Source organism: Catenuloplanes atrovinosus (assembly GCF_031458235.1).
In the GTDB taxonomy this organism is placed as follows: domain Bacteria; phylum Actinomycetota; class Actinomycetes; order Mycobacteriales; family Micromonosporaceae; genus Catenuloplanes; species Catenuloplanes atrovinosus.
The window spans coordinates 2,609,938-2,622,624 of sequence record NZ_JAVDYB010000001.1; the positions used below are offsets into that span (position 1 = coordinate 2,609,938).

11 protein-coding genes are annotated in these 12,687 nt (G+C 75.5%); 4 read left to right on the forward strand and 7 right to left on the reverse strand.

The genetic code is table 11. The annotated features are described in order from the left end of the window. Position 1: 1 nt before the first annotated feature. The 7 genes from J2S41_RS11715 to eccCa all read right to left on the reverse strand — a co-directional run bounded on the left by J2S41_RS11715 (position 2) and on the right by eccCa (position 8,751). Positions 2–1,240: a prolyl oligopeptidase family serine peptidase gene (locus J2S41_RS11715; RefSeq protein WP_310366658.1), complete on the reverse strand. Its 1,239-nt coding sequence runs from the start codon at positions 1,238–1,240 to the stop codon at positions 2–4. Between the two features lie 73 nt (positions 1,241–1,313). After that, positions 1,314–2,879, reverse strand: coding sequence for an apolipoprotein N-acyltransferase (gene lnt, locus J2S41_RS11720; RefSeq protein ID WP_310366661.1), 1,566 nt, complete (start codon positions 2,877–2,879; stop codon positions 1,314–1,316). Positions 2,880–2,960: 81 nt separating this feature from the next. Then, entirely contained in the window at positions 2,961–3,902 is a 942-nt protein-coding gene (locus tag J2S41_RS11725) for a hypothetical protein (RefSeq protein WP_310366665.1), read from the reverse strand. A gap of 4 nt (positions 3,903–3,906) precedes the next feature. Next, positions 3,907–4,221, reverse strand: a complete 315-nt coding sequence (locus J2S41_RS11730) for a hypothetical protein (protein ID WP_310366668.1) — start codon at positions 4,219–4,221, stop codon at positions 3,907–3,909. Positions 4,222–4,285: 64 nt separating this feature from the next. Further along, entirely contained in the window at positions 4,286–4,591 is a 306-nt protein-coding gene (locus tag J2S41_RS11735; protein ID WP_310366671.1) for a WXG100 family type VII secretion target, read from the reverse strand. Between the two features lie 37 nt (positions 4,592–4,628). Then, positions 4,629–4,973 carry a WXG100 family type VII secretion target gene (locus J2S41_RS11740; protein WP_310366673.1) on the reverse strand — a complete coding sequence of 115 codons (345 nt, stop codon included), beginning with the start codon at positions 4,971–4,973 and terminating at the stop codon, positions 4,629–4,631. Between the two features lies 1 nt (position 4,974). After that, entirely contained in the window at positions 4,975–8,751 is a 3,777-nt protein-coding gene (eccCa, locus tag J2S41_RS11745) for a type VII secretion protein EccCa (protein ID WP_310366676.1), read from the reverse strand. 109 nt (positions 8,752–8,860) lie between these two features. On the opposite strand from eccCa, the gene J2S41_RS11750 reads away from it, so the two are divergent. The 4 genes from J2S41_RS11750 (at position 8,861) to eccD (ending at position 12,473) form a co-directional block, all read left to right on the forward strand. Continuing rightward, positions 8,861–9,256: a hypothetical protein gene (locus tag J2S41_RS11750; protein WP_310366679.1), complete on the forward strand. Its 396-nt coding sequence runs from the start codon at positions 8,861–8,863 to the stop codon at positions 9,254–9,256. Further along, positions 9,253–9,825 carry a hypothetical protein gene (locus J2S41_RS11755; RefSeq protein WP_310366681.1) on the forward strand — a complete coding sequence of 191 codons (573 nt, stop codon included), beginning with the start codon at positions 9,253–9,255 and terminating at the stop codon, positions 9,823–9,825. The genes J2S41_RS11750 and J2S41_RS11755 overlap by 4 nt, the downstream gene beginning before the upstream one ends. Positions 9,826–9,841: 16 nt before the next feature. Continuing rightward, positions 9,842–10,174 (forward strand): YbaB/EbfC family nucleoid-associated protein, encoded by a 333-nt coding sequence (locus J2S41_RS11760; RefSeq protein ID WP_310366684.1) that lies wholly within the window; start codon positions 9,842–9,844, stop codon positions 10,172–10,174. A 952-nt stretch (positions 10,175–11,126) separates the two neighbouring features. After that, the gene (gene eccD, locus J2S41_RS11765) at positions 11,127–12,473 is read left to right on the forward strand and encodes a type VII secretion integral membrane protein EccD (RefSeq protein ID WP_310366686.1); all 1,347 of its coding nucleotides are present in this window, start codon (positions 11,127–11,129) and stop codon (positions 12,471–12,473) included. Positions 12,474–12,687 lie beyond the last annotated feature (214 nt).

Consider the following 12,687-nt stretch of genomic DNA (forward strand, 5'->3'; position numbering starts at 1 on the left):
GTCAGCGGCGCCGCTGACGGGCCATCCACTCCCAGATGCTGACGCCGTCGATGCGCGGGTGGTTGCGGGCCACGTAGATCCAGGACCAGTGGCCGTTGAAGTGGTAGCCGTTCCACACGACCTCGTCGTAGAGCGTGGTCAGCGCGCCGGGGATCAGCTCGGCCGCGTGCACCGTGTTCGGCCCTGGCGGGACGGTGGGGTCGTCGAGCGAGGTGACCAGCCAGGTGGGGGTGGTGATCGCGGCCAGCTCGGCGTCGGGGATGAGCGGCGGGGCGGTGGGGCCGCCGATGGGCTGGACCACGCCGCAGATGGGCACGGACGAGGCGAACAGGTCGCGGTAGACCGTGGTCATCTTGAGGCTCATGTAGCCGCCGTTGCTGGCGCCCACCACGTGGACGCGGGAGCGGTCGACCGGGTGCCGGCGGGCCACCTCGTCGATGATCTCGCGGATCAGCGGTGCGAACCGGTCGCCGTCCTCCATCCAGAACGACGTGCTCTGCGGCGCGACCACGTACGCCCCACCGAAGATCTTCTGGGCCTCCGGCGTGACGAAGCCGAGCGCGCCGCGGTTGGCGCGCAGCGTGGTCTCGTTGTCGTAGTAGCCGTCCGGCAGCGACGCGCCCTCGCCGGCGCCGTGCAGCCACACCACGAGCGGGCGGCGCCCGGCGCGCGCGGGCGGGGAGAACAGCCGGTACTTCATGCCGGAGCGGGACCGGTGGTACGTGAACGCGTCCACCTCGGGGTCGGCCAGCCGCCCCTGCGCGAACTCGGTGATCGTGACCGGCCGGCCGTGGCGCCGCCGGAACGGGGCGAGCTGCGTGATCGTGTAGTCGAGGTCGAGCAGCACGTTGCGGCCCCGGTCGAGCACCCAGCCGAGCGTGCCGCCGCCGGGCACGCCCTCGCCGTGCGCGAGCTCGATCACGACGTCGCCGCGCCGGTCGAGCCGGACCGCGGTCACCGTGCGGTCGAGGTCGTACAGCCCGGCGGTGTTCGGCAGCGGGCTGGTGGCCGTGACGTGCACGCGGAACGTGCCCGGGCTCAGCGAGGCCGGGTCGATCGGCCCGAACCGCCGGGTGTCGAGCGTGAGCGAGGTGACCTGCTCGCCGCCGTCCAGGGTTCGCGCGTCCACCCGGAACCGCACCGCGGTGCCGGGCGAGGCGGCGACCGCGCCGGGCAGGGCCAGGCCGGCGGCGGCACCCGCTCCGGCGGTCAGGACGGTACGGCGACTGAGCGCGGCCATGCGGGAACTCCCCGGTCGTAGCGAGGTGCGTCGATACGCCGAACCTATCGCGCCGGAAATCCGCGGGCAACACTCACGACACGCGCCCGCGCCGCGCACGGATCAGCGCCAGCGCCGCGAGCGTCAGCAGCGACGCGGACACCAGCGTGAGCGGCAGCACGCCGCGCAGCCGGGTGGCCGGGGTGAGCCCGTCACGCAGCGTCACGGTCTGCACCATGGCGCCGGCCTGGAACGTGGGGAGCCGGTCGATCGTGCTGCCGTCCGCCGCGATGATCGCGCTGGTCCCGACCGTGGAGACGTTGACGACGTCGCGGCCGGTCTCGATGGCGCGGACCCGGGCGATGGCGAGCTGCTGGACGCTCTCGTCCGTGGTGCCGAAGTCGCCGTTGTTGGACTGGGCCAGGATGAGCTGCGCACCCCGTACCGGCAGATCGCTGATCACGTCGTCGGCGCTGATGTCGAAGCAGATCGCGGAGCCCAGCCGCAGCCCGGAGACCTCCAGCACGCCCTCCCGGGTGCCGGGCAGGTAGTCGCGGGCGACCAGGCCGATCAGGCTCGGCGCGAGCGCGGCGTAGAACGCGCGGTCCGGCACGTACTCGCCGAACGGCACCGGCCGCTTCTTGTCGTAGTAGTCCACCGCGGTGGAGGCGCCCGGCTCCCACGCCAGGCTGGTGTTGTAGAACTGCCCATCACGCTTGGTGATCGTCCCGAACACCAGCGGTGCGTCCAGCGACTCGCTGAGCTGCTGGATGCGGACGCGGCCCTCGGCGAAGCGCAGCGGGTCCACGTCCGCGCCGTCCTCCGGCCACACCACCACGTCGATGTCCCGGCCGGCCAGCGGCGCGGTGGCGCGCACCTGCGCGTCGAGCAGGTCCCCGCGCTCCCGCTCCGCGAAGTACCCGGCCGGCCCGTTGCCCTGCACCGCGGCCACGGTGATCTCGCCGGTCGCCGGCACGTGCGCCAGCGGCACCAGCGCCAGCGCGCTCGCCGCCGCGGTCCAGCCGGCCGCCGCGGCCACCGGCATCGCGCGGGTCCCGGAGAGACGGCCCGATATCACGGTACGGACCAGCTGGAACGCCGCCGCCGCGAACGCGACCAGCACGAACGACAGCCCGGACGCGCCCACCCAGGACAGCAGCGGCGCCAGCGGCCCCTCGCTGTGCGAGAACGCGACCCGCCCCCAGGAGAAGCCGCCGTACGGCCAGCGCGACGCGAACTCCTCCCGGGCCAGCCACAGGCCCGCCACCAGCAGCGGGTACCAGGCGGCGGAGCCGGCCAGCCGGGACGCGACGCCGATCAGCCCGCAGGCGACCGCGAAGCTGGCCGCCTGCGACGCGGACAGCGCGATCCACGGCACCGGGCCCAGGTAGAGCCCGCTCCACGACACGTGTACCAGGTAGAACGCCATCCCGGCGAGCAGCCCGAGCCCGGCGGCGGACCGGAACCGCAGGCCGTCGACGGCCGCCAGCACCAGCGCCACCCCGGCGAGCGTGAGCGGCCACCAGCCCAGGCCCGGGAAGCCGAGGTCCATCACGACCCCGCCGGCCACGGCCGTGAGCACCCGCCACACCCAGGCCCGCCGCCACCCGGCGCGCGGCCGCGTCCGTGCCGGCGCGGGCGCCGTGAGCTCCACCGTCATGCCGCGCGTCCCCCAAGTCCTCCGCCGCGACGCCCGCCGCGCCCACGTCCGCGCGAAGTATCACAGTTGAACCTGAGCGACCTACGTCACGCCGTCCTCGCCGATCACGGCCGAGGTGATCACGGAGGTCTCGCCCCAGACGTCCTGCGTGTCCACCAGCCACGGCGGCACGCGCCGCCCCATGCCGCCGCCGTCCGGCGCGCCGCCCATCATGGCGCCCGGCATCATCGGCGGCATCGCGCCGCGCGCCGCACCCGCGGCGGCGCCACCGGTCGCGGCGGCCACGCCGGGCGCGACGGCGGACGCGGTGGACACGGCCGCGGTGGCCGGCGACGACGGCAGCCCGGACGTCGACGGCGCGGTGGGCAGCGACAGGCCGGGCACGCCCCCGCCACCGCCGCCCCCGCCGAAGCGGGCCGCCGGGACGCTCGCGGTGCCGGCCGGCCTGGGGCCGCCGGCGGCCGGTGGAGTGCTCCGCGCCGCCGCGGCGGCGGCCGTGGCGGCGAGCCCGGCCGGCATCAGCCCGCCGAACAGCGGCTCCCGCCCGGTCACCGGCGCGCCGGTGACCGGATCGGTCTCCGGCGCGGCCGGGTCGGCCGGCAGCCGGCCGAGCGCGGTGTGCATCGCGCCCGCGATGGCCAGGTACCGCTCGGCCAGGCCGGCCATGACCAGCACCGCCTGGCGGTGCGCGGCGGTGCCGCCGACCGGGGGCATCGTGGTCCAGGCGCGCTGGAGCGCCTCCGCCGCCGCGTACATCAGGTCCCGCACCTCGGCGGCGGCGGCCGCCACCGTACCGGTGCCGCCGGCCAGCTCCGTGGTCATCCGGCGGTGCCGGTCCGCGGCCGGGCCGGTCCAGTCCGCGTCCGCGGGCGTGATGTCCTGGGCCAGCTCGTGCAGCGCCGCCGCGATCACGGCCCAGGTGTCCGCGGCGGCGCGCATCACGTACGGGTTGGCCGCCGCCAGCGCCCGGATCAGCTCCTCGTGCGTCCAGCGGGAGAAGTCGGTCCACAGTGGCGTCCGCACCGGCTCAGACCGTTCCGAGGTAGGTGTCGGCCACGGCCCGGTCGGTGTCCCGGTAACCGGCCGCGATCGCGCCGGTGACCTCCTCGGCGAACCCGAGCGCGACCGCGACCGCCTGGGTCAGCCCCTGCATGCGCCGCACCAGCGCGGTGTGCTGCTCCAGCAGCGCCTGCGCCTCCGCGAACGCGCCCGGCGCGGGCGGTTCCGCGGCGAGCGCGGCCAGCCGGTCGGCCGGGTGCCGGACCGCGTCGCGGGCGCCGGTCAGCGCCGCCGCGTACGCCTCGAGCGCGCCCGGGTCGACGCGGTAGCCGTCGGTGGTCACGGTCTCCTCCTCTCGGTGGTGGGGGCCGGCGGCGCCGCCGGGCGGGCGGCGCCGCGCGCGGCCGTCAGGCGAACAGGTCCCGGTTGCGGTTCTCCAGGTCCCGCTGGATCACGCTGGCGTTGCTGACCTTGGTGGAGAACCGGTTGATCACCTCGATGACGTCGGCGATCGCGGTGCGCAGCCGGGTCTCGGAGGCCTGCGCGGCCTCACCGGCGGAGCTGCCGGAGGCGTACCACGTCTCCTTGATCGGGGAGAGCGAGGTCTGCAGCGCGTCCATGGCGGTGTTCAGCGCGCCGGCCTTCGTGGTGAGCGACTGCGCGGCGCTGTCCAGCGCGCCGAACTCGACGTTGATGATGTCTGAGGGGGCCATCGGCCGTACTCCTTCGTCCGTACCGTCGGATGGGTCGTCAGTTGCCGCTGAGGCGGTTGAAGATCGGGCTGGCGGCCTCGCCCTCGAGGCCGCCGATGTCCGAGGCGACCTCGTCGTCCCCGGCGCTGTAGTTGGTGGCGCTGGTGCGGACCAGCTCGGACATGGTGGTCAGCTCCCGCCCGGCGGCGAGCATGCTCTCCTTGACCCGGTTGTGCACCTGCCAGAACGCCTGCGCCTGCGCGCCCTGGTACCGCTGCAACTGGTCGCGCAGCTCGGTCTCCAGTGCGTCCATCGCGGTCCGCACGTCCTGCGCGGACTGTTCGAACCCGGCGACGCCCTTGGCCATCGCCGCCGCGTCGCTCTGATAGCCGGTCCCGGCCATGTCAGCTCCCTTCGATGTGATCGGATGGTGCCCACGCGACCTGGATGACGGACGCGCCGCCACGCCGGGCCACGTGGACGCCCTGCCCCGGTGGGCGGGGCACGGTCTTGACGCCGCCGAGCAGCGCACCCTCCTCGCGCGCGCCGGACAGCAGCACGCCGGGCGTGCCGAGGTCGCGCAGCCGTTGCAGCACCGGCTCGTACATGGCCCGCGAGGCGCCGCCGGTCCGGCGGGCCACGATCAGGTGCAGGCCGATGTCGCGGGACTGCGGCAGCAGCTCGGTGAGCGCGCCGAGGGGGTTGCCCTGCTGGGTGGCGATCAGGTCGTAGTCGTCGGCGACCACGAACAGTTCGGGCCCGCGCCACCAGTCCCGGCGGCGGAGCTGGTCGGCGGTGACGTCCGGGCCGGGCAGGCGGGCCCGCATCGCCCGGGCCACCTCCGCGACCGCGGAGCGCAGCGCGGGCTCGGTGCCGGCGTACGCCAGCAGGTGCCGGCCGGTGACCGCCTCGAGCAGCCCGCGCCGGTAGTCGGCGACCAGGATCGCGGCCTGCTCCTGCGGGTAGCGGGCCGCGATGCCGCGGCAGATCAGGCGCAGCAGCCCGGTCTTGCCGGACTCGGTGTCGCCGAGCACGATCAGGTGCGGGTCCGCGTCGAAGTCCAGGCGCACCGGCGCGAGATCCTGCTCGGCCAGGCCGATCGGCACGCCGCGTCCGCCGTCGGCCGGCAGCGTCTCCGCCGGGACGAGCCGGGGCAGCAGCCGCACCGGCGGCGCCGGCGGCCCGTCCCAGGACGCGGCGACGTGGGCCACCAGCGCGGCCGGGTCGCCGTCGAGGCGGGGGAGCGCGGCCAGGTAGTGCAGCCCGTCCCGGGTGAGGCCGCGCCCGGGCCGCTCCGGCACGGCCGCGGCGGCACGACGGTCCACCGTGGAGTCGGCGGGGTCGCCGAGCCGCAGTTCGAGCTGCGTGCCGAGCATGTCGCGGATCGCGGGACGCAGCTCCATCCAGCGGTTCGCGGAGAGCACCACGTGGATGCCGAAGCCGAGCCCGCGCGCCGCGATGGTCTGCACCGCCTCCTCCAGCGGCTCGAACTCCTGGCGCAGCGCCGCCCAGCCGTCGATGACCAGGAACACGTCGCCGAAGTCGCGGCCGTCCGGGGCCGGTGGGCGCAGGCGCCGGAACGTGGCGGCGGAGTCGATGCCGTGCTCGCGGAACAGCGCCTCGCGCTCGGTCAGCAGCCCGGTCACCTCCGCGACCACGCGGCGGCAGCGCTCCGCGTCCTGGCGGACCCCGACGCCGCTCACGTGCGGCAGGCCGTCCAGCGCGGCGAGCGCGCCACCACCCAGGTCGATCAGGAAGAACTGCACGTCACGCGGCGTGTGGGTCAGAGCCAGAGCGGAGACGAGGGTACGCAGCAGCGTGCTCTTCCCGCTCTGCGGCGCACCGACCACCACGCAGTGACCGGCGCCGCCGGACAGGTCCACGCGCAACGCGTCACGGCGCTGCTCGAACGGCTTGTCCACGACGGCCACCGGCACGCCGAGGCCGCCGCCCGGGCTCTGCGCCAGCAGGTCGGCCAGCGACGGCGACTCGTCCAGCGGCGGCAGCCAGATCCGGTGCGCCTCCGGGCCGTGCGCGGCCAGCCGGTCCAGCAGCGCGTCCATGGTGGACACGTCGTGCGTGACGACCGGCGCGGGCCGCTCGGTCACCGCGACCGGGTCCAGGCCGAAGCGCACCGGCCGGGCCGCGCGCGGTGCCGCCGCCGAGCGGCCGGTCAGCGGGCCGGAGACGTACGCGGCCTTGAACCGGTGCAGCGAGGTGGTGTCCGCGCGCAGGTAGCCGCCGCCGGGCTCGGCGGGCAGCTCGTACGCGTCCGGCACGCCGAGCACGGTGCGGCTCTCCGCGGCCGAGAACGTGCGCAGCCCGATCCGGTAGCTGAGGTGGCTGTCCAGCCCGCGCAGCCGGCCCTCCTCCAGCCGCTGCGACGCCAGCAGCAGGTGGATGCCGAGGCTGCGCCCGAGCCGCCCGATCATCACGAACAGCTCGGTGAACTCCGGCCGGCTGGACAGCAGCTCGGAGAACTCGTCGATGATCACCAGCAGCGACGGCAGCGGGGTCAGGGCGGCGCCGGACGCGCGCGCGGCCTCGTAGTCCCGGACCGACGCGTAGTTCCCGGCCGCGCGCAGCAGCTCCTGACGCCGCACCAGCTCGCCGCGCAGCGCGTCACCCATCCGGTCGACCAGGCTCAGTTCCGCGGACAGGTTCGTGATCACCGCGCAGACGTGGGGCAGCCCGGTCATCCCGGTGAACGTGGCGCCGCCCTTGAAGTCCACCAGCGCCAGGTTCAGCGTCTCCGACGAGTGCGTGGCGACCAGGCCGGTGACCAGCGTGCGCAGCAGCTCGCTCTTGCCCGAGCCGGTGGCGCCGATGACCAGCCCGTGCGGGCCCATGCCGCCCTCGGCCGACTCCTTCAGGTCCAGCTCCACCGGGGTACCGTCCGGGCCCGGCCCGAGCGGCACCCGCAACCGGTCCCGGCCGCGCCGGACCGGCAGCGCGTGCGGCCACGGCTCCACCAGCCCGAGAAGATCCGGCAACGTGGCCGCGACCGCGCGGGTGCCGCCCGCACCGGCGGACACGGGGTGGTGCCACGGCGCCAGCGCCCGCGCGATCGCCTCCGCGCCGATCGGGCCGAGCCGATCCGGCGCGCCGACCAGCCTGGTCCGCTCGCCGCCGATGCCGAGCCGCCCGTCCGCGGCCACCACCAGCTCCAGCGCGTGCGGTGCCCGCGACGCCGAGGCGGTCACGTGCAGCACGGTCACGCCGGCCGTGTCCTCGCCCGGCAGCGGATACGCGTCCGTGTCCGACACGATCACCACGTGCGCCGCGCCGGCCGGTGCGCCGGCCCCGCGCTGGAACGGCGGCCGCCCGGTCAGGTCCGCGGCCAGCAGCTCGCCGAGCCCGGCCGCGTCCACCGCGAACATCCGCGCCGGTCCCGCCGCGTCGGCCCGGGACGGGTGCGCCGCGTGCGGCAGCCACTTCGCCCACCCCCACTCGGCCACCCGCTCCGGCCCGGTGCAGACCGCGATCCGCAGCTCGTCCGGGCCGTGCAGCACGGCCAGGTGCGCGACCATCGCGCGCACCAGATCCCGCGCGGCGGCCGGGTCACCGGTGACGCTCACCCGGCTGAACGCGCGCAGCGACACCGCCACCGGCAGCCCCTCCACGGTCGCGTGCGCCCGGATGAAGTGCCGCAGCGACGTCGAGCAGACCGGATCCAGGTCGGTCAGCGGCGCGGTCTGCGGTGCGCGCAGCGCCGCGGCGGCCCGCTGCGGGCCCAGCCCGACCCGGACCCGGGCGAACGCGGCGTCACCCGGCCGGCGCGACCACATCCGGGGCGTGCCGGCCAGCTGCGGCAGCGTCTCCGGGGCGGGCAGCGCCGCCGTGGTCTCCGCGCGCTGCCGGTCGGCCGCCTCCCGTACCCGGGTGCGCAGCCCGTCCAGGTAGCGCAGGTAGTCGCGCCGCTCGTCGTTGATCTGTGCGCGCTTCGCGGCACCGTGCCGGGACAGGCCCATCACCAGCACGCCCACGATGACGATCGCGAACAGCACACCGAAGACGATCAGGCCGCTGCCGCTCGACCGGCCGATGTAGACGAACGCCATGACACCCATGCCGATCGTCATCGGCAGCATGAACAGCAGCTGCTGCGTACCGCCGCCGCCCGCCGCCCTCGGCAGCTCCGGCGGGGCCTGCAGCACGATCTCCGTCTCGGTGGCCCGCATGACTCCACGGTGGGCGAGCGGACCAGCCGCCGCCATGGGCATTTCCACCGGTACGGCGTGGGTAATAACGCCGTTCACCAGGGCTTACGGTATCCCTACCGTCGATGGCATGACCGAGGGAGCGAGTGAATCTGCGGCCGTCCGCGAGACCGCCGCCTCCGGCAGGACCAGCGATCGGTACGAGGTGTCCGTCCCCGAGGTGCTGCGCGTCGTCGAGCAACTCGGCGGGCTGACCACCGACATCGGCGGCGCGATCAGGCAGCTGTCCACGCTGGCCTCGCCGGCGGCCGGCTACGGCGTGCTCGGCAACACCGCCGGCACCGCGGCCGGCACCGCGCAGCAGCAGCTCGCCGCCACGCTGGCCGCGATGCAGGCGGTGCTGAAACTGCTGACCACACGGGTACGCGACAGCGCCCGCGCCTACGCCGAGGGGGACCGGAAGGTCGCCGAGGAGTACGCCCGGACCGTCGCCGAACTGCCCGCGATCCCGGCGGTGCGCAGATGACGTACCCCGACTCGAGCGCGATCGACACGGCCGCGAACGGGCGCGGGCCGGGCACGCTGCTGCTGCCGAAGCTGGAAGGCGGCCAGCCGCAGCAGATCCTGGCGCAGTTGACCCAGCTGATCACCGGCGTGCAGAAGATCACCGAGGCGATGGAGAAGGTCGGCGGCGCGCGCACCGCGCTGCGGCAGGCGTGGCCGGCCGGTGCGGCGTCCGACGGCGCGGCGGAGAAGCTCAAGGCCGTGCTGGACGCGTTCCAGACGATCCTCACGCTGGTCGGCACGCTGCAGACCGAGACGACGCACGCGGCGACGACGCTCACCCAGGCGCAGACGGCGTACCGCACAGTGGTCGGCGCCACCAACCCGACGGTCCGGAGCCTGCTCGCCCATCCGCACGGCCAGACCGTCGCCCGCGCGCTCGCCCGCTCCGTGACCGCCTCGCTCACCGCCACCGTGGAGGCGCACAAGGCCCAGCTCGACACGATCGGCCTGGTCCGGATCGCGCAGGTGACCACGCAGCTGCTCACGGTCGCGGACCAGCTGCGCACGCTGCTGAGCAAGCAGGACTGAGGGAAGGGACCACACGATGGAGACCGAGACCCACTACGAGATGGAACGGCTGCGCGCGGAACTCGACGGCACGCTGCACCGGGTGCGGGAGAACAACGCGCGGATCGCCGCGCTGCAGCGCGAGCTGGAGCAGACCCGGATCACCGGGTACGCCCCGAACGGCGAGGTCGTCACGCTCCTCACCGGCGCCGGCGAGTTCACCGAGATCCGCATCGACCCGGACGTCCTGCGCCGCTACGACGCCGCCACGGTCGGCACCCTGGTGACCGCCGCCGTCAACGACGGCCTCCGCCGCCTCACCGCCGCGAACGAGGCAGCCTTCGCCCCCCTGCTGGACGGCGCGGCATGAGCGAGCTTGCGAGCGAATCGTCAGTGCAGCGCCGGCCATACGGACACCGGGGCGTGCGGGGGGTCCGGCATGAGTGAGCGTGCGAGCGAATCGTCAGTGCAGGGCCGGCCATACGGACGCCGCGGCGTGCGGGGGGTCCGGCATGAGTGAGCGTGCGAGCGAATCGTCAGTGCAGGGCCGGCCATACGGACGCCGCGGCGTGCGGGGGGTCCGGCATGAGCGAGCGTGCGAGCGAATCGTCAGTGCAGCGCGGGCCATACGGACACCGCGGCGTGCGGGGAGGTCCGGCATGAGTGAGCGTGCGAGCGAATCCTCAGCAGGGCCGGCCACACGGACACCGCGGTGTGCGGGGGGTCCGGCATGAGTGAGCGTGCGAGCGAATCGTCAGTGCAGCGCCGGCCACACGGACACCGTGGCGTGCGGGGAGGTCCGGCATGAGTGAGCGTGCGAGCGAATCCTCAGCAGGGCCGGCCACACGGACACCGCGACGTGCGGGGAGGTCCGGCATGAGCGAGCGTGCGGTGCGGCGCCGGTCGGGCCGTGGCGTTGGCAGGCCGGTGAGGTTCGGCATGGGCCGGCGTGCCGGCGAGTCTTCGTGCCGCTCACGCCGGGGCCACGGCGTGCCGGTGGACACCGTCCTGAGCGGGTGCTCAGGACGGCAATCGCTCGCGCAGCACCATGCCGGACCAGGCGGCGGGCGACGCGGCCCGGCCCGCACCGGATCACGGCGCGCTGGGCGTGGCCGGGAAGGGAACCCGACATGAGCAGTGGTGGTTATCCTGTCGTTCCGATGGCCGCGCCGCCGCCGTTTCCCGGGGGCACGTTCCCGGCGCCGCCGTTCCCCGGTGGCGCGCAGCCGCCGGTTCCGGTAGCACCCGCGCACCGGCCGGCGCCGGTGGTGGTCCACAGCGGACGGAATGGGGCGCCGCCTACCGCGCCGTGGCAGGCGCCGATGGGGCTGCCGCGGCGGGTGACGGTGGCGGGGGAGCGGTGCCGGGTGGACCTGGCGCTGCCGGGCGAGTGCACGGTCGCGGAACTCATCCCGATCCTGCGGCGGCTCACCGGTACGGACGGCGACGCGTACGCCTGGGTGCTGTGCCGGTTCGGCGGGCAGCCGCTGCCCGCGGAGGCGACCGTGGCCTCGGCCGGAATCCGCGACGGCGACCTGCTGCACCTGGTCCCGGACGACCCGGCCGCACCGCCACTGATCTTCGACGACCCGGTCGACGCGATCGCCGGCGCCGTCGACGGCGCACCCGGCCGCTGGAACCGCGCGATCGCCGGCCGTGTCGCCGCGGCCGCCGCTACCGTGGCGTTCGGCGCGGCCGGCGCCGCCGTGGCCGCGTACCCGCCGTTCGGGCCGTTCGTGGCCGCGCTGCTCGGCGCGCTGCTGCCGCTCGCCGGATACCTGCTCGCCCGCCGTGACGTTCCCGGCGTGGGCGCCGCGCTGGCCGCCGCCGGGCCGCCGGTGCTGCTGGCCGCCGTGCTGGCGCTGCCGTACCGGCTGGTGCTGCCCGGCGGCCAGCCGCCCGCGCTCGCCGGCGGACTGACCGCGGCCGCCGGTGCCGCCGCCCTGGCCGCGGCCCTGCTGCCGAGGCATCGATCCTGGTTCACGGTGGCCGCCGGTGCCGCTGCCGCGTGCGCGACCGCCGCCGCGTCCGTGCTGATCAGCGGCGTCACCCCGGCCGCCGCGGCGGCGGTGACCGTGGTGCTGGCCGTGGCGCTCGGACCCGCGTTCCCCGCGCTCGCGCTCCGGCTCGCCGGCGTGCCCGCGCCGGAGGTCCCGGCCGACATGGAGGCGTTCCGCGCCTCCGAACAACCCCGCACGGCCGCGGAGACGGCCGGCCCGGCCCGCACCGCGGAGTCGGCGCTGACCGCGCTGCTGGCCGCCCAGGTCATGATCGTGGCGGCTGGTGCACTGGTGCTTTCGCTCACCGGGTCACGTTCCGGGATCTTGCTCGCTGCCGTGGCCGGCGCCGCGCTGCTGGTGCGCAGCCGCGGCTTCCGCTCCGTGGCTGCGCACCTGGTCCTGCTGCTCGGCGGCGCCGCGGTCCTGGCCACCGCCGCGACGCGCGCGATCACCACCGGCGGCGCCGTGACCCCCGCGCTGATCGGCGCCGCGACCGTGCTGGCCGGTGCCGGTTGCGCCTGGTTCGCGGTGCGCGCCGGGCGCCGCCCGCCGTCGCCGTACTGGGCACGTGCCCTCGACGCCGCCGACTTCGTCGCGGTCCTCACCCTGATCCCGATCGCCGCCGCCGTCCTGGACCTCTACCGCTTGGCCGGCACCCTCGTCGGCTGACGCCGCCCCGCGCCCCACTCGCCCCGCGCCCCAGTCGCCCCGCGCTCCAGTCGCCCCGCGCTCCAGTCGCCCCGCGCTCCAGTCGCCCCGCGGTTCGGTCGGCTTGCGGTTCGGTCGGCTTGCGGTTCGGTCGCCTTGCGGTTCGGTCGGCTTACGGTCCGGTCGGCTTACGGTCCGGTCGCCTTGCGGTCCGGTCGCCCGGTGCCGGCCGTTA

Bases quoted from the DNA above. Each gene is read 5' to 3' on its own strand.
- J2S41_RS11715 (WP_310366658.1), bottom strand. From the start codon at position 1,240: ATGGCCGCGCTCAGTCGCCGTACCGTCCTGACCGCCGGAGCGGGTGCC.
- lnt (WP_310366661.1), bottom strand. From the start codon at position 2,879: ATGACGGTGGAGCTCACGGCGCCCGCGCCGGCACGGACGCGGCCGCGC.
- J2S41_RS11735 (WP_310366671.1), bottom strand. From the start codon at position 4,591: ATGGCCCCCTCAGACATCATCAACGTCGAGTTCGGCGCGCTGGACAGC.
- J2S41_RS11740 (WP_310366673.1), bottom strand. From the start codon at position 4,973: ATGGCCGGGACCGGCTATCAGAGCGACGCGGCGGCGATGGCCAAGGGC.
- eccCa (WP_310366676.1), bottom strand. From the start codon at position 8,751: ATGCGGGCCACCGAGACGGAGATCGTGCTGCAGGCCCCGCCGGAGCTG.
- J2S41_RS11750 (WP_310366679.1), top strand. From the start codon at position 8,861: ATGACCGAGGGAGCGAGTGAATCTGCGGCCGTCCGCGAGACCGCCGCC.
- J2S41_RS11755 (WP_310366681.1), top strand. From the start codon at position 9,253: ATGACGTACCCCGACTCGAGCGCGATCGACACGGCCGCGAACGGGCGC.
- J2S41_RS11760 (WP_310366684.1), top strand. From the start codon at position 9,842: ATGGAGACCGAGACCCACTACGAGATGGAACGGCTGCGCGCGGAACTC.
- eccD (WP_310366686.1), top strand. From the start codon at position 11,127: ATGGGGCTGCCGCGGCGGGTGACGGTGGCGGGGGAGCGGTGCCGGGTG.